General features: G+C 48.5%; 22 protein-coding genes. 7 read left to right on the plus strand and 15 right to left on the minus strand.

Annotated elements, in window-relative coordinates; translation table 11 throughout:
- Nucleotides 1–43: 43 nt before the first annotated feature.
- From CGC65_RS28055 to CGC65_RS28065, 3 genes are all read right to left on the minus strand, one after another.
- On the minus strand, nucleotides 44–1,120 hold the full coding sequence (locus CGC65_RS28055; protein WP_007036693.1) for a replication initiation factor domain-containing protein: 1,077 nt from the start codon (nucleotides 1,118–1,120) through the stop codon (nucleotides 44–46).
- A 124-nt stretch (nucleotides 1,121–1,244) separates the two neighbouring features.
- Nucleotides 1,245–1,436, minus strand: coding sequence for a hypothetical protein (locus tag CGC65_RS28060; protein ID WP_007036694.1), 192 nt, complete (start codon nucleotides 1,434–1,436; stop codon nucleotides 1,245–1,247).
- A 341-nt stretch (nucleotides 1,437–1,777) separates the two neighbouring features.
- Nucleotides 1,778–1,993 (minus strand): hypothetical protein, encoded by a 216-nt coding sequence (locus tag CGC65_RS28065; RefSeq protein WP_007036695.1) that lies wholly within the window; start codon nucleotides 1,991–1,993, stop codon nucleotides 1,778–1,780.
- Nucleotides 1,994–2,163: 170 nt separating this feature from the next.
- Here CGC65_RS28065 and CGC65_RS28070 point away from each other — a divergent pair, with 170 nt between their 5' ends.
- Complete coding sequence (locus CGC65_RS28070) at nucleotides 2,164–2,538, plus strand: helix-turn-helix domain-containing protein (protein WP_007036696.1); 375 nt, start codon at nucleotides 2,164–2,166, stop codon at nucleotides 2,536–2,538.
- Between the two features lie 744 nt (nucleotides 2,539–3,282).
- Here CGC65_RS28070 and CGC65_RS28075 read toward each other — a convergent pair.
- The 6 genes from CGC65_RS28075 to CGC65_RS28100 all read right to left on the minus strand — a co-directional run bounded on the left by CGC65_RS28075 (nucleotide 3,283) and on the right by CGC65_RS28100 (nucleotide 9,851).
- Nucleotides 3,283–3,996, minus strand: coding sequence for an N-acetylmuramoyl-L-alanine amidase (locus CGC65_RS28075; protein ID WP_002566890.1), 714 nt, complete (start codon nucleotides 3,994–3,996; stop codon nucleotides 3,283–3,285).
- Between the two features lie 66 nt (nucleotides 3,997–4,062).
- Complete coding sequence (locus CGC65_RS28080) at nucleotides 4,063–5,535, minus strand: metallophosphoesterase (RefSeq protein WP_002566891.1); 1,473 nt, start codon at nucleotides 5,533–5,535, stop codon at nucleotides 4,063–4,065.
- 28 nt (nucleotides 5,536–5,563) lie between these two features.
- Nucleotides 5,564–7,246: a glycosyl hydrolase family 18 protein gene (locus CGC65_RS28085; RefSeq protein WP_002566892.1), complete on the minus strand. Its 1,683-nt coding sequence runs from the start codon at nucleotides 7,244–7,246 to the stop codon at nucleotides 5,564–5,566.
- 206 nt (nucleotides 7,247–7,452) lie between these two features.
- Entirely contained in the window at nucleotides 7,453–7,725 is a 273-nt protein-coding gene (locus tag CGC65_RS28090; protein WP_002566893.1) for a hypothetical protein, read from the minus strand.
- 105 nt (nucleotides 7,726–7,830) lie between these two features.
- Complete coding sequence (locus CGC65_RS28095; RefSeq protein ID WP_002566894.1) at nucleotides 7,831–8,361, minus strand: hypothetical protein; 531 nt, start codon at nucleotides 8,359–8,361, stop codon at nucleotides 7,831–7,833.
- Nucleotides 8,358–9,851 (minus strand): serine/threonine protein kinase, encoded by a 1,494-nt coding sequence (locus CGC65_RS28100; RefSeq protein WP_306559823.1) that lies wholly within the window; start codon nucleotides 9,849–9,851, stop codon nucleotides 8,358–8,360. The genes CGC65_RS28095 and CGC65_RS28100 overlap by 4 nt, the downstream gene beginning before the upstream one ends.
- Before the next feature lie 318 nt (nucleotides 9,852–10,169).
- Between CGC65_RS28100 and CGC65_RS28105 the strand changes: the two genes are divergently transcribed.
- Nucleotides 10,170–10,919, plus strand: coding sequence for an adaptor protein MecA (locus tag CGC65_RS28105; RefSeq protein ID WP_002566896.1), 750 nt, complete (start codon nucleotides 10,170–10,172; stop codon nucleotides 10,917–10,919).
- A gap of 118 nt (nucleotides 10,920–11,037) precedes the next feature.
- Here CGC65_RS28105 and CGC65_RS28110 read toward each other — a convergent pair whose 3' ends face one another.
- The 4 genes from CGC65_RS28110 to CGC65_RS32625 all read right to left on the minus strand — a co-directional run bounded on the left by CGC65_RS28110 (nucleotide 11,038) and on the right by CGC65_RS32625 (nucleotide 14,244).
- Nucleotides 11,038–11,715: a GntR family transcriptional regulator gene (locus tag CGC65_RS28110; RefSeq protein WP_002566897.1), complete on the minus strand. Its 678-nt coding sequence runs from the start codon at nucleotides 11,713–11,715 to the stop codon at nucleotides 11,038–11,040.
- 32 nt (nucleotides 11,716–11,747) lie between these two features.
- Nucleotides 11,748–12,767, minus strand: coding sequence for a 3-dehydro-L-gulonate 2-dehydrogenase (yiaK, locus tag CGC65_RS28115; RefSeq protein WP_002566898.1), 1,020 nt, complete (start codon nucleotides 12,765–12,767; stop codon nucleotides 11,748–11,750).
- A 19-nt stretch (nucleotides 12,768–12,786) separates the two neighbouring features.
- Complete coding sequence (gene uxuA, locus CGC65_RS28120; RefSeq protein WP_002566899.1) at nucleotides 12,787–13,854, minus strand: mannonate dehydratase; 1,068 nt, start codon at nucleotides 13,852–13,854, stop codon at nucleotides 12,787–12,789.
- A gap of 186 nt (nucleotides 13,855–14,040) precedes the next feature.
- The gene (locus CGC65_RS32625) at nucleotides 14,041–14,244 is read right to left on the minus strand and encodes a DUF1858 domain-containing protein (RefSeq protein ID WP_096039150.1); all 204 of its coding nucleotides are present in this window, start codon (nucleotides 14,242–14,244) and stop codon (nucleotides 14,041–14,043) included.
- 341 nt (nucleotides 14,245–14,585) lie between these two features.
- Between CGC65_RS32625 and pflB the strand changes: the two genes are divergently transcribed.
- From pflB to CGC65_RS28150, 5 genes are all read left to right on the plus strand, one after another.
- Nucleotides 14,586–16,694, plus strand: a complete 2,109-nt coding sequence (gene pflB, locus CGC65_RS28130) for a formate C-acetyltransferase (RefSeq protein ID WP_002566901.1) — start codon at nucleotides 14,586–14,588, stop codon at nucleotides 16,692–16,694.
- Nucleotides 16,695–16,740: 46 nt separating this feature from the next.
- Nucleotides 16,741–16,986 carry an autonomous glycyl radical cofactor GrcA3 gene (gene grcA3, locus CGC65_RS28135; protein WP_002566902.1) on the plus strand — a complete coding sequence of 82 codons (246 nt, stop codon included), beginning with the start codon at nucleotides 16,741–16,743 and terminating at the stop codon, nucleotides 16,984–16,986.
- A gap of 91 nt (nucleotides 16,987–17,077) precedes the next feature.
- On the plus strand, nucleotides 17,078–17,830 hold the full coding sequence (gene pflA, locus CGC65_RS28140; RefSeq protein ID WP_002566903.1) for a pyruvate formate-lyase-activating protein: 753 nt from the start codon (nucleotides 17,078–17,080) through the stop codon (nucleotides 17,828–17,830).
- 108 nt (nucleotides 17,831–17,938) lie between these two features.
- On the plus strand, nucleotides 17,939–18,109 hold the full coding sequence (locus CGC65_RS28145) for a DUF362 domain-containing protein (protein ID WP_002566904.1): 171 nt from the start codon (nucleotides 17,939–17,941) through the stop codon (nucleotides 18,107–18,109).
- 97 nt (nucleotides 18,110–18,206) lie between these two features.
- Nucleotides 18,207–18,923, plus strand: coding sequence for a gamma-glutamyl-gamma-aminobutyrate hydrolase family protein (locus CGC65_RS28150; RefSeq protein ID WP_002566905.1), 717 nt, complete (start codon nucleotides 18,207–18,209; stop codon nucleotides 18,921–18,923).
- Between the two features lie 169 nt (nucleotides 18,924–19,092).
- Here CGC65_RS28150 and CGC65_RS28155 read toward each other — a convergent pair whose 3' ends face one another.
- A complete protein-coding gene (locus CGC65_RS28155) occupies nucleotides 19,093–19,893 on the minus strand; it encodes a hypothetical protein (protein ID WP_002566906.1) in 801 nt (266 codons plus the stop codon).
- Complete coding sequence (locus CGC65_RS28160; RefSeq protein ID WP_002566907.1) at nucleotides 19,890–20,456, minus strand: RNA polymerase sigma factor; 567 nt, start codon at nucleotides 20,454–20,456, stop codon at nucleotides 19,890–19,892. The genes CGC65_RS28155 and CGC65_RS28160 overlap by 4 nt, the downstream gene beginning before the upstream one ends.
- Between the last annotated feature and the right edge of the window lie 75 nt (nucleotides 20,457–20,531).

A 20,531-nucleotide genomic window follows, 5' to 3' on the forward strand; every position in this document is an offset into this window, starting at 1 on the left:
CCTCACCAGCAACAGAAATATAATATATATAGACGTATATCAATCAGCCAAAACAGGCTTGATTAATCAAGGCGATATCACTACCAGAAAGCCTATGTTCGCCAATCCTTAACATATCATGGACAACACCTAAATCATAACCATCAGATGCAACAACCGTTGTAAAAACCCTGGAAACGCAACGGAACAGCCAGTTCCTTTTATCATCAATTGTTTTCGGGGCAGGAGCCTTGTATAAAGATAACTTTGAGACACCATCAATGAAGGATTCCCAAACAGAATCAAGGGAACAATTTCCCTTACGTGTAGCATCCAAAGTAATGAAGCGGACATAATTAGACAGGATACCGCATGCAACCGTATTTAAAAGCTCACCATCCACAAGAAACTTTGCGGCCCTGGAGGCATAATCATCCTTTAACTCCAATTCCCACCTAATCCAGGGACATTCAATCAGGGCATCCGAATCATTAACACGTCTGGAATTTTGTTCCAACTGCTTATCATATACCCGTAACATAATATCACTATGACGGCTACCCAAATAAATAGTATACCCCTTAAGTTCATTGCCGGTATGATAAGAAATCTTTGATTCATGGCCACGGAATTTAGAAACATACTCATTGTTTGCAAGTTTCTTATCCAGGGCAGGCAATGAATAATAATTAGCGCCGATATCATCAATGGCAATATCAAAACGGGTCAGATGTCCTTTTTCCTGAATTTTACGCAGTAAATCACGAAGCACGGATGAATAGAAACTGACGTCAAAGCTATCAACCTCATAGGCAACAGAGCCAAAAGGAGTAACAGAACTATATTTTCTGGAAAAATGTAAAAGGCAATCGTGTATAGCTTTTCCGGGGATATTCACATGGATTCCCATATCCTTTTTTCCATCAAACAGAATAGAAATACCATACAAGGACTGTCTGAACATGGATTTATAACCTTGTGCACCACGGGGCATACGCTGGAAATCTGTATGGGAATATCCAAGCAAGGACATAGCCATAAGGGCACCTGTAGAACCTTCCCAAGACGGAATTGTAAAAGAAATCCAATCAGCGCATATCCGTAAACCATTTTTCTGAACTTCGTTAGGCATAATGTTCATAGTTTGTTATCTCCTTACTTGAAATACTACCCCCGTCTTACTATACGGGGGCGAGCAGGTTCGACACCTGCGCTAATGGTTGCTTAGTTTCTTGTGGCCGGCAATCCAGACAAATCCTCAACGGCTAGTGGTAACCCGGAATCTCCGATAATGGGACCTTGACAGAATCACCAGTGTAATCAACAACCTTTACATAATTACCCACAATATCATAGTAGGTTGTACCACTGTCAAAGTTCGTCTGATACCATAGGTCAACAAAATGTTCCCGCAATGCTTTATATTCCTTAATAGTCTTACAGCCTTTAATGACCATACTGTACCTCCTTACTTGTTGCTTGCGTCTGGTAATCCGGGTTGCTTACTGTTGCCCGTACCTGACAATCCGGGTTGATTACTGGTTGCTCGTGCCTGGCAATCCGGACAAGTCCAACCGACAAGAGACTTACGCCAACCATGTTCCAACACTGCATACTTATAAAAATCCCTGTCACTGAGCCGGACCGATACACGGCGGGCACAATATTCACGTTGCAGGGAAGCCTTCTTACAACAATCACAGGTTATCTTTAAAATGAAAATTTCCATAAAGCACAAATCCCCATAGCGGGGCACCGGCCGGCGTAGCCCGGGCCGGTTGCCCCCGCAACCGCTTAATCAGCCTAAAGCCTTACATGTGAGAACATCACGCATTACCTCATAGACCGAATCCAGATACCCAAAGACGAACGAATCAGCCAATTCATTTTGAAGATATACCCTGCGGGCAGAGCAAAGAGCCTGTAAATCTTTTGTAAACTCCTCCTTTGGCATATGAGAGTACAAGGAAAATACCCATTCCTCCGTATCGGATGATATGTAATTCTTTGACATGTAAATACCTCCTCATAAATGTTACACGGATTAACTATATTTAATATATTATTAAGTTACATTAATAATATTAGCACTAACTAATATAAAAGTCAATACAAAGCTAAAAAAATATTAATTGACATTAATAAAAAAAAAGACTAGACTAATTTAAAGGAGGGAAAGCAAAAATGATTGATTACGGTAAACTATTTGCATTATTAGAAATAAGAAACATGAAAAAAACAGATTTATTAAAAATAATATCGTCCCCAACCTTAGCCAAATTAAGTAAAGGACAAAACATATCAACAGACACTATAGACAAAATTTGTATACACTTAGGAGTACAACCAAGCGACATAATGGAAGTATATGAAGAAGAAATTGTAGACGGAAAAAAGCTAAAAATAAAAACAAGATACGGAGAACCAAAAACATACCAGGAAAATGAAATAAGAACTTTAATTATATCAGAATTAGGAAAATTTCTAAAAAAAGAAGGCAACAAAGAAATACTAGACGAAGAAAAAATAGAAGAAACATTAAAAAAAATCAATGAATAAAAAACAAAATTAATTATAAAGAAGCCCGCGACACGCCTAATAGTAGTCAAGAGGACGTTAAGCAGGCCTGCGGCCTAACGTCCTCTTGCCAACATTATAGCGTGTTCCGTTGTGCGTCAAGGGTTGCCCTACGGCGTCTCGGCCCCCAAAGGGCGGGGGCCTTGCCCCTTGACACACGGCTAGTTTTTCGCAATCGCCAGTTACATTATGGCGTGACTATAAGACATTATTGTAACACATTTCCACCTGCAGGTGATTCCTGGCCAGGCCGGAGCCAAAAGAACTACGTGTTACAATCAGGCGTTTTTCCAAAAGACGAAGAATCAACAGACCGATAGTAATTAACTATCATAGTCTGGATAAGCGCTGTCTTAGTAATGTCATAACGCCTAGAATCCTCATCAATACGCCGATATAACGCAGTTGGAATATGAAGGGACAAACGGGACATTTCGACTTTTTTTCTCATAATAAATACCTTACCTTTCATTTGAATACCTTTTTTGAATACACGGCAAGGCAGGACATGTAATCCTCCTTCCTGCAATGTTTATTTCCCTTTTAAAGTTCGAATCCCGTCTCGCGCTTTTTTTATTTCCAGCCGGAGGACTGCTCTGCCAGTTCTCCGGCCTTTTGTTTTCTTCATATTTAAAGCCTAAATACAACAATGGGAAGGCGCCCTCACGCGGGTCAGCCTTCCCATTTTCATATCTTATATCTAATTGCCGGGCCAGCCCCCGGCTTCTACCTCTTCTGTTTGACCGTATTAAGGTATTCCATGATTCCCATGTGTATGGTCCAGGCCATTCTGTCCTGATATTCCTCATCTTCCAGGCGTTTGGCTTCCTTTCCATTACTCAGGAATCCGCATTCCACTATGACAATAGGCTCCTTCACATGAAGCAGGAGATAATAGTTGTCATTGGCCTTGGCCATCCTCTTGTTGGCCTCGCCCAGCACATAATCAAAGCGCTTCTGCAAAATTTCCGCCAGATACTTTCCCTTCTCTGATGTCTTATAATAAAAAACCTGGCCTCCGGATACATACTCCTCATGGTAACTGTTCTGGTGGATGCTGACCACCAAATCCGGCACTGCCTCATTTATGATTTCGCACCGTTTTCTCATATCTGCCATCTTTTTATGACTGTCTCCGGAGCTGTAAAGCCCCTGGTCCGAATCCCTGGTAAGGATCACCTCTACATCGGAGGCCTCAAGATATGCTTTCAGCTGCTCTGTTATCTTCAGATTAATATCCTTTTCCAGCTGACCATTTATCCCTACCTTACCCGGATCGCTGCCTCCGTGTCCGGCGTCTATGACCACCACCGGCCTTGCCTTGTCTGCCTCCGCTGCCTGATTATGGACAGCCACCAATGTTCCTGCCTGCCATGATATCAATGCCACGATACAAAGCAGCAGAATCCCCATCACTGTCTGCCATGCTGAATGCTTCATCAATGGGCGCTCCCTGATAACCTTTATTCCAGTATATTCACCCGCCTGATGAAAATGAACCTGTTTTTACTCCATGCTCAGAACGTTATAATCCCGTACCGCATCTTCTATGATGTATTCCAGGTATTCATACAGGATGGCGGGATAGCAGTACTCCTTCCACATGGCGTATCCGGGCTGCTTTACTGCCTCCTTCACCACCTCATATGCCCTGCCTGCGTAACACGCGGCATTGATGTCGCCGTATACCTTTGCCATCTGCTGTTTCTCTGATTCTGTCAGCTTCACAAATACGCTGCCCGTCTCCTCCTCCGCAGAGTTCTTCATGGCGTCATAGGCCTGATTATAGAATATCCTCTTTAAAACAGGCGGACTGTATGTGTCGAAGTTCAGCAGGTTCTCATCCGTGCTCTTGTTTTTCCTGGCCCATTTCTCCATATCCACCTTGCGTGAATAGTAATAAAATGTCTCATCTTCCATGTAATCCAGCACGCCGTACTGGCAGGGAGGCGTGGACAGGGAGCTGGTGACCACCTCATAGATACCGATGTCATTATTTCTCATGAAGTGCTGCACATGCAGGTGTCCGCTGAGAAACAGCGGGATATTCTCCCCTTCCAGCATCTGAATAAGCTCCTCACTGTGCTCGATGGTACAATCATCCGCATATACCTTGCTCTCCTCCAGCAGGTTGTGATGGGCAACCGGAAGAAGAATCACGCTGTCACGGGCCGCCTGCTTAAGCTGTTCCTTTATCCACTCATAGGTCTCTGTCTTTATCATTCCCCCTACCTTGTTGCGGGGTTCATACTGGCAGGTATCCAGCATGAGCAGGCGCATAGACGGTCCCAGGTCATAGGTGTAACTGAGGGAATTGGCATCCCTGCTGCTGGCCTCCGAGTATCCGAATTCCTTATATATGCGCTCAAAATCCTCCGGTGCGGTAGGTTCCGCCGGGTACCGGTCTCCCCCGGAATACACGGAGGCGCTTGGGTTGTTAATATCATGGTTGCCCGGTATAACCAAAACCGTGATACCGGCTTTCTCCACCTCATCCAGCTTTTTCGCCAGTTCTTCATGGCTCTTCTTTTCCCCCTGAAGACTTAAGTCTCCGCTGATAATCAGGGCATCCGGACTCAGCAGCTTAATTTCCTCCAGTGCGGCGTCTGTGATCTCCCATACATAATTGGTCAGTTTTCCATCGCCGTGCTCTACCATAGACTGAAACATATTTCCCCGGTCCGTCAGGGATTCTGCCAGATAATGTATATCTGTCATAAGGATAATGCGTTTTCCTCCAATCAGAGGCTCTGCCTTTGTCTCCTTTTCTACATCAGGAAAAGGCTGTATCTGCGAAGGCGCAGGATGGGTGGGCTTTTGCAGCTCTGTTTCCTGAACTGTCTCCTGAACCGTTTCCTTTGTCTGCTGTTTTCCAGTGGTGGGCTCCACCTGCTTTCCAGCCTGTACGCTGCACCCTGCCATGACTCCAGCCATTAAGATTGCTGTCATGATTCCCGTTACCCTTTTTCTTCGTCTCATTTCCTTCCTCCGGCGTCACCCATATTGTCTATTTAACCCCTGACACAATATCCCATATATCCGCTGGCTCAAATCCCAGCTTCCAGCAGGCAACTCCTGCCAGGTCAAACTCCTTAATCAGGTCAATCTTAAGCTTCATGGAATCCTCCTCTTCCATCCATATATACTGCTGTCCGCTTCCGCTCACAGTCTCGCCGTAATACTGCCCCAGCAGCTTATCCCAGGTAAGCTCCACCTGGTTTTCCTCCACCCACTGCCTGGCATCTGATATGCCATATGCCTTGGAAGACGTCTTTCCCTCATTTACAGTCCACACTCTGGTATAGAAGGGGACCGCATTGATGACCTTTTCCTTGGGAACCTCTTTCAGGGTATTCTCAATGCCCTCCCTCACATAGGGAATAGAGGATACGGAGCCGGCTTCTCCTCCCGCATAGTGTTCGTCATATCCCATAACAATCACGTAGTCAGCCACAATTCCCTGCTCCTTCCTGTTATAAAACGCAGTATAGGAGGACGGTACATAGTTATCCACGGACAGCACAAGTCCCTTATTGCGGCAGGCAACCGACATTTCCCTTATGAACTGCACATAATGTGGTCCTGCCTCCGCCTTCAGGCTCTCAAAATCCAGGTTGAATCCGTCAAAGCCATAGGTATCCGCCTCATTCATCAGTTTTTCAATGAGCTTTTTCCTGGTACTGGTGGAGGACATCAAAGTCTTTGTATTAAGGTTCTTGATACTTTCCTGGGTGCTCACATTCTCCACCATGGCCCACACCTTCAGTCCCATGTCATGGGCCTTATCCACGTAATCCTTACTGGCTAATGATGTGTAGGTTCCATCGCTGGACACCACATTAAACCAGGTGGGCACTATCACATTCATCCCCCTGGCATTGGACGCATAGTCCTCAAGAGTATTATTTCCCTCCTGCCGTGTGACCTGATGAAATCCCAGCCTTACTTTCCCGTCCATGGAAATGCTGGTATATACAGGCGCCTCAAAGGTGCTGACAGGCGCAATCTGCTCTCCTGCCTCCAGCTTCCGGTTCTCCACATATCCGATGTAACCGTCCGCGGTCCTGACCCTGGACCACTTGTCCATGGTCTCCAGCACATCCACAGTCTCTCCTGCCGCTGCCTCCGTGATAATCTGGCTCTTCACACCGCCCTTCACTCTGACCTGGCCTGTCTTTTTCAGCACTGCCGTGTCATAGGGCTGCCAGGAGGTGTCAATAAACACCCGCTTAATCTGGCTTGTGGCAAAGGCCTGCGTGCGGATATCCGTATAATTTACCACAACTCCAAGAGACAGGTACATTCCATCCTGTGTGACCTTAAAGAGAGGTCCCTTCTCGCCCTGGGTACTTTCGTCCGCATACACAATGGATTCAGGCAGTGCATACACAAGCAGTTGTTCGCCCTCATCCCAGTAAAAGCGCTCGTTCAGATGTTCATTTACCCAGTCCACAGGCAGGTATACCTGGCCATCCTCGTAGATTCCCTTCTCCTCCTGCACCTGGTTATCCAAAATAAGGGCCACCTGGCCGCCCTTAATACCAAATACCCTGCTCTTATCCGCCAGCTCATTGCTGGGCATGTATTTCTTGGCAAAAAACACTCCCAGACCACTGCCTGCCAGGATAAATATGAACAGCAGAACCAGCACCGTGATTCCGCAGCCGTGACCTTGTCTTCTTCTGCTCATCCTGTCCTCCAGTTTCCTAATGATTGTTTTTATTCTACCACAAAACAAAGTGTATGTACCAATTATTTGCTTACAATTTACAGTCATTATGGAGGAAACAGGCACAAAAGCCCGGTATGCGCCGCCTTGCTTTGGCTGCACAGGCTGAGACGGTACTCATGGCGGCGGCATAATCCGGGCTTTTGTTATCTGATTTTATTGCCTGTTTATGAATCCTTATCTTTTTTCTCTTTGGGAGGGTCGCTGAGATACACTTTGTCAAATCTGATTTCCTTCAGACAGCCCTGTTCGGCGCCGACATAGTCTCCCATATAAAAGCCTCCGTCTTCTCCCATCTCGAATATCTTTTCCCATTCCTTTTCCGGGCACTCGACTCCGTCAATGGTAATCCGGACCCCTTTGTTCTTGTATCTCTTCAATCCGTCCAGATAGGTTCTCTGGTGTTTCTTCCGGTCTCCATACTCGACATTTCTTATCATACCGATAAGCCCTCCCCTATTACCGCGGGACAGCCGGACGGCAGCACCAAGGAGTTGTTTCCGTGACATACTTTTGTGCGCCGTTCCCTTCTGTCTCTTTTTTCTTCACAAAATCCTCTCAAACCACTGCATGGTTTTATAATCCACTGAAAAAGCATCTACTGAAAGAGGAACCCTGACCAGAGAAATCCCAAACTGCCTCTCTATCTGTTTTCTGGTGTCCTCGCTGCCAAAGGCAGCCGTATATATCCACCCTGCTCTGCGTCCTTCCTCCTCTGATAAAAGCTCCAAAAATGCCTCCAGCTTCCATTCGCTCAGTGCCGCCATGACAATCTTCACTTCACACCTGAGCCACTCCGCCCTGATGGATGGTCTCAATTCTCCAAAATCAATTATGATTTCGTCATATATTCCACCCAGACAGGACGCCAGTATGCTGGGGTCCCCCTGCATATAATATGTAACCCCGAAGATTTTGTATCTGTAATCCGCAGAATCCGCCTGCTTTACGGAACCGGCCTGGCATATATCCTTCATGGTTTTCCACGCGCCATGGTCGTTCCACTCAATTACCGCAGTCCTGCGCTGCAGGGCACTGGCCATATAATTGGCCGCCAGGACGCTGAGATGAGTCACCCCTGTTCCCCGTCCTGTTCCTGTGATTCCGACAACCCTGCACCCTTTCGCAGGCTGCCGGCTGTGTTTAAAATGATTTCTCTTAGAAAACCCCATGATTTTAATAAGCCTCTTTTTCGGTTCCATCTCCTGCCGCTGACGGCTATAGCAGACCACAGCGACTGAAAAAAGGCTTCTTCTCTTTTCTGTCTGAAAGGATTTTCATACTCCGGCGAAACAAACAGCTTTATTCCCTTTAAGGCCTTGTCTGAGCTTGTCATGGCCTTAAGTTCCTTTTGGCATATGGTCCGTGTCCCCCGGAATACAAGCACACGGTTCCCATCACACCGGCCCGCCCATGCCTGATTCATCCAGGATATGTACTGCCTGATGTACCGGCCGTCCCAGGCGCTGGCGCTGCCTGTCCCTAATAAATCTGCCTTCCCTGCCTTTAATTCCAGCTCCGCCTGCTGCCAGTCTGTCCCATAGTCTTTTACTATGATATCAAATCCTGTCCCCTCATCCAGCTTTACGGCAGGCCCATACCACGGCTTTAAGCAGCAGCCGTTCATGGTATAGATTCCAAAACGGTCCGGACGCATACCTGCCCTGCGGGCCATGGTGTCCACTGCCCGGGAGGCGTTATGTTCCTCATACAGCGCCCGGTATCCGTTTTTGTTCAGAAAACATACCAGCCCAAAGGCCAAATGTGTAGTGCCCGTCCCAGCCTTCATTCCGGTCACAAGCAAAATATGAGATGGTATTGTCTTTTGTTCCTTTTCTTCTGTCAGCTTCCTGGTACACAGCGCCTGAAGCGCATCCTCCACCTCACCGGCGGAAGCGTACCGTTTCTCCATATTGGAGTCCATGCATTTTCTGATAATCCGCTCAAAGACCTCCGACAGGGCGGCAGACTGTCCGGCCTCCTCTCTCAGGGTTCCGGCTGTCATAAAACGGAGGACTGCACCAATGGCATAAATGTCGGTCCTTTGATCCAACATACGGTCAGAAGCATACTGTTCAGGAGCCGCGCAGCCCACTGTACCGAATCGCTTTGGGGCAATGTTTGCCCACCGGCAGCCTGCGGCATGATCAAAATCAATCAGCTTTACGGTGCCGTTGCAGATAATCAGGTTATTTGGTTGTAAATCTAAATGTAATATGGGTAATTCACACGCAGAATGCATGTAAGCCACAAGCCCGCAGACCTGCATCCCGTAACGGACTGCCTCTGCCTCTTGAATAGGCCCCTGATTCGCAATCAGGGCATATAGAGAATATCCTTCAAGATATTCCTCGATTAAATAAAAAAATTCAGAATCTTCTTCTAAATCATAGATCATGGGAATCCCAGGATGGCGCAGTTCTTTTAGCACCAATGCTTCCCTTCGGAAAGTGTCATAGTCGGCATCCCTCTTAGAAATGCGCTTTATGGCCCTGTATTCCTCCAGGCCAATGTGCACTGCCAGCCATACGGTTCCTGCCCGGCCTGTTCCCAATTTGTGCAGCAGACGGTATTTGCCAAATAAAATGGTATTCCTTATTCACCCCTCCTTCGTTACAATATCATCTCATATCCCAATTTTACCCTTTTCTTTGTCACCTGTCTATGGTCGTTATATCTTCCATGGCTTTTCATATGCTATTTATACAACCTGAAAACATCCTGCGGCACGATATTTTTTAAATTTTTATGAAATGATTGATATTTCCACCTGTAATGTAGTATATTTAAAGTGTAGAAGTCTACTTTCGGCCTGAAGTTTCCAAAAATGTCCTGGCCCTAAGCAGATGTCACCACATTTGACACAGAACAGGAAGTGATCCTAATGAAGATAGAACGTATCAATGAAAACCAGATTCGCTGTACATTGACCAGCTTTGATTTAAGTGCGCGCAACATAAACCTGGTAGAGCTGGCTTATGGAACAGAAAAAGCCAGGAAGCTGTTCCGGGAGATGATTCAGAAAGCATCCAATGAAGTGGGCTTTGAGGCGGAGGACATTCCTCTGATGGTTGAGGCGATTCCGCTGTCCAGCGAGAGCATTATGCTGGTCATCACTAAAATCGAAGATCCGGAAGAACTGGATACCCGTTTTGCCAAGTTCTCACCTTTCACGGACGACAACCAGAATTCCCTTGTGTCGCAGCTGGCCAGCGAGTTCCTGGAGGGTGCTCCGGATTCCCTGAACTACCTGGAGCCAGGTTCCGTGGAACAGGTTGGGGATGAGAGCGGTACGGACGGTGCCTCTGAAGCTCCTGCCAAGAAGAATACAGGCTCCGTAGCCAGCAGCCGCATTTTCCGCTTCAATAGCCTGGACCGCATAAGCGAGGCTTCCCGGGCCGTATCCGGAATCTATGACGGCGTTAACACGCTGTATAAGAAGCCCGGAACCAGACAGTATTATCTCATTGTAAAACGCCTGGACTGCGGGGACCTGGATTTCTCCCGCGTGTGCAACATATTGGCAGAGTATGCCACCAAGCTGTCAGGGGAATCTGCCAGCGAGGCATATTTTAAGGAGCACTACGAGGTCATCATTCAGGATAACGCCCTTCAGAATCTTGCCAGGATTTAGGAGCTAAACATATTGAACGATTGAAAACACCCCTGAGGCCGTATCGACCCAGGGGTATTATTTTGCCTTAAACGATTTCATGCTGATTGGAATTAGATTCCCTGAAAGCCCGGAACAGTTACTTAAAATATGCCGGGTACTGGTCTCTGAACATCTGCTCGTTCAACATCCACCTGTTCAGATGGAGATCCATTGTCTCTGCGGCCAGCTTTTTATCGCGGCTCCGTATTGCCTCCAGCAGTTTTTTATGGTCCTCAATTATCTTATGGTCCTTAACCGCTGCCACGGACAGGCTGCGGATCCTGTCATAGTGAATCGCCAGCCTCTGGCTCATCTCATAGGTAAGCTCCTTGCGGCAGATGGAAAACAGCTTCCGGTGCATCTCATTGTCCAGCTCCAAAAGCTTCCGGGATGAACCTCCCTCCAGATAAAACTCCTGGAGCCTGATATTCTCATCCAGCCACTGCAGGTCCTCTTCATCCGCCTGTCCGCAGACCAGCTCAACAGCCGCCTTTTCCAGGACCAGGCGCAGAAAGCGCGCCTCCTCCACCAGATCCACATCAATCAACGCAATGCGCATCCCTCTCTGGGGGAATATCTCAATGATTCTGGATTCCTCGCTGAGCTGTATGACCGCCTCCCGCACGGGTGTGCGGCTAATGCCAATCATCTGCGACATTTCCACATCGTTAAAGGGCGCTCCCGGTTCCAAATCCAGAGATATGATGTTCTCCCGCAGGGTCCGGTACGCATACTGTCTGGCAGTCTCTCCATGTCTCTTTTCCTCTATCTTCATGGGTAAAACCTCCTAATACCAGTTCCCAGGGCCTACAGGGACTGTATCTCCTTCCAGACATCATCATCCACGTAAATCCCCAGCCTGTCATGCTCCTCATGGAACCGGGCGCTTCCCTGGCCCGGCGCCCTGACGCTGCCGCCTTCCTCCGACGGGGCCGAGCTCTTTACATACAGGACAGCTGTATCCACGATTTCTTTCATATGGGCATCCGTAGTGGTCCTGCCGGGATCCACCACAATCATGACCTGGGAACAGCCTCCGCAGCTGCCGTATCCCTTCTGGTCCATGCCGGCTGCCCCTATACCGTCCGTGAGCACGGACCCCAGGATATCCAACATAAACGAAAAGGCCGATCCCTTCCAATAACCCACAGGCAGCACACGGCGGGACTGCTCGATGGCGCCCGGATCGTCCGTCAGATTGCCCTCATCATCAAATCCGCCGGGATAGGGCAGTTTCTCCCCGGCCAGCCGGGTAACCTGCAGCTTTCCGTAGGAATACTGGGACATGGCCATGTCCAGCTGGAGAGGTTCTCCTCCGTCCGCAGACGGCACAGCCATGACAAAGGGGTTGTTGCCCAGACGGCATTCCCTGCCTCCCCATGGAGGCATACAGGACTCTGTATTGGTCCACATAATTGCCGCATACCCCTTTCTTGCAGCGTACAGCCCGTAGGTGCCGCCCCGCATCCAGTGGGTGGTATTCCTGATTCCCACCATGCCGATGCCGTACTGATCCGCCAGCTCCATGGCCCGGTCCGCGCAGTACAGGGCGTTCAGGACGCCGGGCCCCATGTTTCCATTATAAACCCTGAGGGCGCCAAACTCCCGCTCCAGGGAAGGCTCAGCATTTACGTCCACCCAGCCTTTCTGAATGTAATTTACAAACCTGGCCACCCGGTTGGTGCCGTGAGAATATACCCCGTCGTAGGTAGTCTCCGTGTGAATACGGGCGCAGGTCTCCGCCTTTTCCTCAGACATCCCGTATTTAACCAGCACCCTCTTAATCTCACTCTTAATTTCATCAAAGGTTAATCTCATGGCACCCATCCTTTCCTTCTGTATGCGCCTATCGGTTCTGCTTACAGATAGCCTCCCACAGACCATTTAAGTAGCATGCCCCCATGGCTCTGTCATAAAGACCGTATCCCGGCATGGACACCTCTCCCCAGACAGCCCTTCCGTGGTCAGGGCGCATGATTCCGTCAAAGCCAATGTCGTACAGCGCTTTCATTATCTCATACATATCCATGCTGCCGTCTGCTGAGAGATGGGCAGCTTCCTGGAAATCTCCAGGAGCATTATACTGCAGATTGCGCACATGTGCAAAGGGAATCCTTCCTTTTAAGGACCGGATAATATCCGGGATGTCATTTTCCGGATTGCTTCCCAGGGAACCGGTGCACAGGGTAACGCCGTTAAAGTCTGCATCCACAGCCTTCATCAGTTTGAGAAGCCGCTCTTTACCGGTGATGATTCTGGCTAATCCGAATACAGGCCAGGCCGGGTCATCCGGATGTATGGCCATCTTAATATCATACGTTTCGCATACGGGCTGGATTGCCTTAAGGAAATACACCAGGTTGTCAAAGAGGCGGTCCTCATCCACATCCTTATACATGTCAAACAGCTCTTTTATGCGCGCCATACGCTCAGGCTCCCAGCCGGGAAGCTCAAACCCGTTGGACTTTTCTCCCATGGACTGGAACATATTTTCAGGGTTAATCTTATCAATCTCCTTCTGGTTGTAAGCCAGCACCGTGGAACCGTCCGGACGCTCCTTAGCCAGATCGGAACGTGTCCAGTCAAAGACCGGCATGAAATTATAGCACACCACTGTAATTCCGGCCTGACCCAGACGCTCCAGAGTCGTTATGTAGTTGGCAATATACTGCTCCCTGTCAGGAGTTCCCACCTTAATAGCATCGTGTATATTCACACTCTCAATTCCCAGGACCTTTAATCCGCTGGCTTCCACCTGTTCCTTCATCTGAAGGATACGCTCCATAGGCCAGACCTCCCCGGCCGGAATGTCATACAGGGTGGTAATCACGCCTTTCACGCCCGGTATCTGCCTGATTTGCTCCAGAGATACAGAATCCACACCCTCCCCGAACCAACGCAATGTCATATCCATAACTAATTTCCTCCTTAAATATATACAGTACTTTGTGCTTCTCCGGTTTTCCGGAAATAAATATTTTAATATACTAATATATTACTCTCTCGATAACACTCTGTCAATACCGGCAAACACAAAAAAACCCGGCCCAGTCATATATCCCCTGAGCCAGGTTCCTCCAATCACTGTTTCAGATTATCATCAGGCTTTGGCTGACAAAATTTCATTAATCTGAGAAACAAGTGTATCACAGTCTATACCGTGTACCATACAGGCCTCTTCCAGAGACTCTCCTTGGGATGCCGGTCAGCCAAGGCAATGCATTCCGGCACGCATCAGGATTGGTGCAATGCTGTCATCTACCTGGATCAACTGTCCGATGAGCATGTCTTTACTAATTTCCATTATCGTGTCCTCCTTCTATTTCTGCTATCAGTATACCCAATTATTCGGTTTACCACGCTTCTACCATCATAATACGTTTTTCGACATTTTACAAGTCCAACATGGACTTACATATTTTTCATATTAACCATAATTATCAAGGCTTGTTAAAAAATATTATCACTATGCCCTCTTGACGTGTATACAATGTGCATAATATAATAAGTGTTGCAAAAGCAACAGCATATATCGGGTTTTTTTAGTAGACTATGGATGTCCGGTAAAACCGGTATGGCTGTGAAACATTTGGTTAACAATAGTTTTTATATATAGGTTCACGCATTTCACAGGAGGAAAAGTCTATGAGAACAGAGTGGAACACATTTAAAGGCGGTGTATGGCAGCGGGAAATCAATGTCCGCGACTTCATTCAGAAAAACTACACCCCCTATGACGGCAGCGACGAGTTTCTGGAAGGTCCTACCCGGAATACAACGGAGCTCTGGAACCAGGTCATGGAGCTGTCAAAGAAGGAACAGGAAGCCGGCGGAGTCCTGGATATGGATACCAAAATCATTTCCACCATCACGTCCCACGGCCCAGGATATTTAAATAAGGACAAGGAAACTATCGTAGGCTTTCAGACCGACAAACCATTTAAGCGTTCCCTCCAGCCTTACGGTGGTATCCGCATGGCTATGAAGGCCTGCCAGGACAATGGATATGAGGTTGATCCTGAAATTGTGGAATTCTTTACCAAGCACAGAAAAACCCATAATGCAGGTGTATTCGACGCCTACACCCCTGAGATGAGGGCATGCCGTTCCAGCCATATCATCACAGGCCTGCCGGATGCCTATGGACGCGGACGCATCATCGGTGATTACCGCAGAATCGCCCTTTACGGTGTGGATGCCCTGATTCAGGAGAAAAAGGAAGAAAAGGATTCCACACGCACCATTATGTACTCCGATGTTATCAGAGAGCGCGAGGAACTGTCTGAGCAGATCCGGGCGCTGGAGGATTTAAAGGAGCTCGGAAATATCTATGGGTTTGATATCTCAAAGCCGGCTTGCGATGTCAGGGAAGCCATCCAGTGGACCTACCTGGGCTACCTGGCCGCTGTCAAAGAGCAGAACGGAGCAGCCATGTCGCTGGGACGCACCTCCACCTTCCTGGATATTTATGCTGAGCGCGATTTAAAGGAAGGACGCTATACAGAGAAAGAGATTCAGGAATTCGTGGACCACTTCATCATGAAGCTGCGTCTTGTAAAGTTTGCCAGAACGCCGGAATACAACGAGCTGTTCTCCGGAGACCCCACATGGGTTACGGAATCCATCGGAGGAATCGGCATTGACGGCCGCCACATGGTGACCAAGATGTCCTTCCGTTATCTGCACACCCTTCAGAACCTGGGCACTGCCCCTGAGCCAAACCTGACCGTACTGTGGTCCACAAAGCTTCCTGAGAATTTTAAAAGGTTCTGTGCCAAGACCTCCATTGAGTCCTCCTCCATCCAGTATGAGAACGACGATTTAATGAGGGTGACCCACGGCGATGATTATGCCATTGCCTGCTGCGTATCCAGCATGCGCATCGGCAAGGAAATGCAGTTCTTTGGCGCCAGGGCGAATCTGGCCAAGTGCCTGCTCTACGCCATCAACGGCGGTGTGGATGAAATCAGCGGAAAGCAGGTAGGTCCTAAATACCGTCCTGTGACCACCGAGTATCTGGATTTTGACGACGTGATGGACAAGTACAAGGATATGATGAAATGGCTGGCCAAGGTATATGTCAACGCCCTGAACATCATACATTACAATCACGACAAATACAGCTATGAAAGACTGCAGATGGCGCTCCACGACAAAAAGGTGACCCGCTGGTTCGCAACCGGCATTGCAGGCCTCTCCGTTGTTGCAGACTCTCTGTCCGCCATCAAATATGCCAGGGTCAAGGCGGTGCGCAACGATAAGGGCATTGTGACTGATTATATTGTGGAAGGCGACTTCCCTAAATATGGAAATAACGACGACCGGGTAGACCAGCTGGCAGCAGACCTGGTGCACACCTTCATGAGCTATATAAAGGGCAACCACACCTACCGCGGCGGTATCCCCACCACTTCCATCCTCACCATCACCTCCAACGTGGTGTACGGAAATAATACGGGCGCTACCCCGGACGGCAGAAAGGCCGGACAGCCCTTTGCGCCGGGCGCAAACCCCATGCACCACAGAGACAGCAGAGGCGCAGTGGCATCCCTGGCTTCCGTGGCAAAGCTTCCGTTCAGGGACGCCCAGGACGGTATCTCCAATACCTTCTCCATCATACCGGGCGCTCTGGGCAAAGATGACCAGATTTTCATGGGAGACCTGGAAGTGGAGCTGAACGGCTGCGGAGGCGGCTGTGAAGCACCTACCCTTTTTGAAGGGCTGGATTCCGAGGCCGATATCGAGGAATCCTGATAAGCAGCATATAAACCATTCACTTGAGAAAGAGAGGATTCATATTATGGTAAAAGCAAGCGAATCACAGATTGATAACCTGGTGGCTCTGTTAGACGGCTATGCCCAGGAAGGCGGACACCATCTGAATGTAAATGTATTCAGCAAGGAAACCCTTTTGGACGCACAGGCCCACCCTGAAAAATATCCCCAGCTCACGGTCAGGGTTTCCGGCTATGCAGTAAATTTTAATAAGCTGACAAAGGCGCAGCAGGATGAGGTCATTTCAAGAACCTTCCACGGATCCATTTAAATCCTGTCTGCAAACTGCTTTGGATGCCGCCTGACAGGAAGATGTTCCGCCTCAGGCGGCATCCATGTTTCTCAGAAAGGAGCACAGCCTTATGATAGGACGCGTACATTCCATAGAAAGCTTTGGTACCGTGGATGGCCCCGGTATCCGCATGGTTATCTTTTTAAGCGGATGTCCCATGAGATGTCTCTATTGCCATAATCCGGATACATGGGATCCCAAGGGCGGTTCTCCCATGACAGCGGAGGAAATACTGGACCAGTATGAGCAGGCCCGCCCTTTTTACAAAAAAGGCGGCATCACGGTCAGCGGCGGCGAACCGCTGATGCAGATAGGTTTTGTGACAGAGCTCTTTGAGAAGGCAAAAAAAAGCGGTATCCACACCTGCCTGGACACCTCCGGCATCACCTTTAACCCGGGCTCCCAGGCGGTCATGGCCCATTTTGACCGGCTTTTGGCTTCCACAGATCTGATACTGCTGGATATCAAGCATATTGATCCAAAGGAACATGTGAAACTCTGTGCCCAGCCCCAGGATAATATACTGGCTTTCGCCGCATACCTGGAAAAGAAGCAGATACCCGTATGGATCCGTCACGTGGTGGTGCCGGGCATAACGGACCGGGAGGAATATCTGTACCGCCTTGGACGCTATCTGGGCACCCTTAAAAACGTAAAGGCGCTGGATGTTCTGCCATATCATGACATGGGAAAAGCTAAGTACGGCCAGCTTGGAATCCCCTACCCGTTAGAAGACACAGCTCCCTTGCCTCCTGCAAAGGCGGCAGAGTCCCGCAAAATTATTCTTCAGGGAATGCGCGATGAAAGGGTCCATTGCTCCTAAATTTATACAATATTCGCTGGTTTAGGAACGATTTTCCTCTTGAATAATTAGACGTTATAGTATAAAATAAAATAACAATGTAGACAAATCTTAAGGAGGTATTTTATCATGGCATATGTAATCAGTGATGCTTGTGTAAGCTGCGGCAGCTGTGCAGCTGAATGTCCAGTAAGTGCAATTTCCGAGGGAGACAGCCAGTACGTTATTGATGCTGATACCTGCATCGACTGCGGAACCTGTGCAGCTACCTGCCCAACCGGAGCTATTTCCGAAGGCTAATTAAGTATTACATAAGGGTCTCTTCCAGAGGGAAGGGGCTCTTTTTCATATATTCAGCATATATTATTCACAGAATACATGGAGGAATCCAAATACCATGAAAAAACCAGTAATCGGCATAACCCCTTCCCATAATACAGATAATGACGAAATAAGCGTACGCCCCACCTACCTGAGGGCCATTGAAGCGGCAGGAGGCCTGTCCATCCTTCTTCCCCTGGAAGTATCAGCGGAAGATTTAAAGCAGCTTTCCGGGCTTTGCGACGGTTTTCTCTTCTCCGGCGGTCCGGACATTCATCCGTTCCTGCTGAGGGAGGAAACACATATGCATTGCGGCAATGTGTCCGTGGCGCGGGATACCATGGAGCTGTCTCTTCTGAAGCTGGCCATGGAAGCCAAAAAACCGGTCCTGGGAATCTGCCGCGGAGCCCAGGTCATCAATGTAGGCCTGGGAGGCGACATCTATCAGGATATTACCAGCCAGGCAGAAACCGGCTTTCCCATTGCCCATAAGCAGCCCTATTCATGCTGCCTGCCCTCACACCATGTGGATGTACAAAGGGATACACTGCTGTGCGGGATTGCTAATGGGAAAACGCAAATCGAAGTAAACAGTTCCCATCATCAGGCCGTACGCAGGATTGCCCCCTGCCTCATTGCCAGCGGCCATGCGCCCGACGGCATCATCGAGGCCCTGGAGATGCCGGATTATCCCTATCTTCTGGCCCTTCAGTGGCATCCGGAGTATATGTGGAAGACAGATACTGTGTCCGCCAATATATTTAAAAGCTTTGTGGAGGCCTGCAGGGGATAGCTGGAAGAGCGGACAGCAGGAAAGGCCGGCTACAGAAAAACGGCTGCAGAAAAACGGCTGCAGAAAGGCCCTATATGATTCACGCTGCAAATATATGCCTGAATCACACAGGGCCGTCTCACTTATCTTCTGTCCTTATCCTCTGTCCTTATCCTCTGTCCTTATCGGCCTACTGCTTATTATCTATCAATTCACCAGCCATCTGGGCCATATCCTGGGCTGTCATGGGATTATCCATGGCTGTTATGATGTAAACCTTCTCCCCATCCTTCCAGAGCATACTCTGGGCAACCTGGTCCGTTACCGTATCGCTTCCATAAGAGATATAGAGTTCTCCTGCTGCTTCCTTTGCCTTCTCCTCTTCGGAGGCCTGATAATCCGGGGGAACAAAACGGTACTGGTCCCTGGTGTAGTTTAGAGTAATCCCATTATGTTCAAATACCTGGTCCGGCTGTCCTTCCTCCTCAAACAGGCTTGTGCCCTGGACTGTAACGAATATATCCGGGCTTCCGTCCTTTTTGTAATGCAGAGAAAAGCTTTCCGCGGACTTTATCACATTTCCATCCTCATCCATGGCGTCCTGATGGGTGGGCATTCCCATGTCAAACCGGTATCCGTTGCTGAATACTTCGGGGGCATTGGTGGTATAGCCCAGCTTTGTCTCCATTTCTCCCAGTTTATCATAGGTAAAATCATCCAGATGGCTGCCTCCGGCGCTTGTATAAGCAACCTTCCCTGCTGCAACCGCTGTTATGGTACCCAGTACGCAGATGGCCGCAGCCACCACGAATACACGCTTCATATTCCATTTCTTCATTCCTGATTCCTCCTCTATTTTCCGGTGAACAGAGCGCCGCATTCTCTCTGTATCTGCGGAAGTCACCTGTATGGACTCTGCCCGGCTGCATAGGGCACGGCCTATCTGCTCTTCCAGTTCCTTCTGCGCCACCGGTTTACTCCGTCTGTTCATAAGGTTACCTCCCTTCCTACCCTCTTGCGTTCTTCCATCAATTCCTGTTTCAGATTCGCCCGGGCCGTATACAGCCTGGACTTAACGGTTCCTTCCAGACAGCCCATGATGCCGGCTATCTCCCTGGTGGACATCTGGTTAAAATAGTACAGGACAACGGCCGTCCTCTGTTTGACCGGAAGATTCCTTATTGCCTTATAAAGCTCCTTTTCCTGGGAGCGCATCATGACTTCCTCCAGCACTGAGGCTGTTTCAGGCTCTTCCTTCCCAAACACTTCCTCCACCGGCTGTTCTTTCCTGTTCTTCCTGCAATACCGCCAGGCTTCCCTGGTAAGGGTCTTATAAAGCCAGTTCCCAAAATATTCCGGTTCTTTGATTTTCTTTCGGTTCATCCAGCACAGCACAAAAGTTTCCTGTACAATATCCTCACTGTCTGCATGACTTCCGGATATGAGATATGCCATGCGCAGTATTTTGGGATAATAAAATTCCATCAACCGGTCAAATGCCTGGCTGTCTCCTTCCGCCATGCGGCGTACCAGACCTGCCGTCTCCTGCTCCATGTCCATCCACTCCTTCCATCGTCTCTCTTATTTGGAACCACTTATATATGGAACCATTATATATCCCTTTTAGCT

The sequence above is a fragment of the Enterocloster bolteae genome (assembly GCF_002234575.2).
GTDB lineage: Bacteria > Bacillota > Clostridia > Lachnospirales > Lachnospiraceae > Enterocloster > Enterocloster bolteae.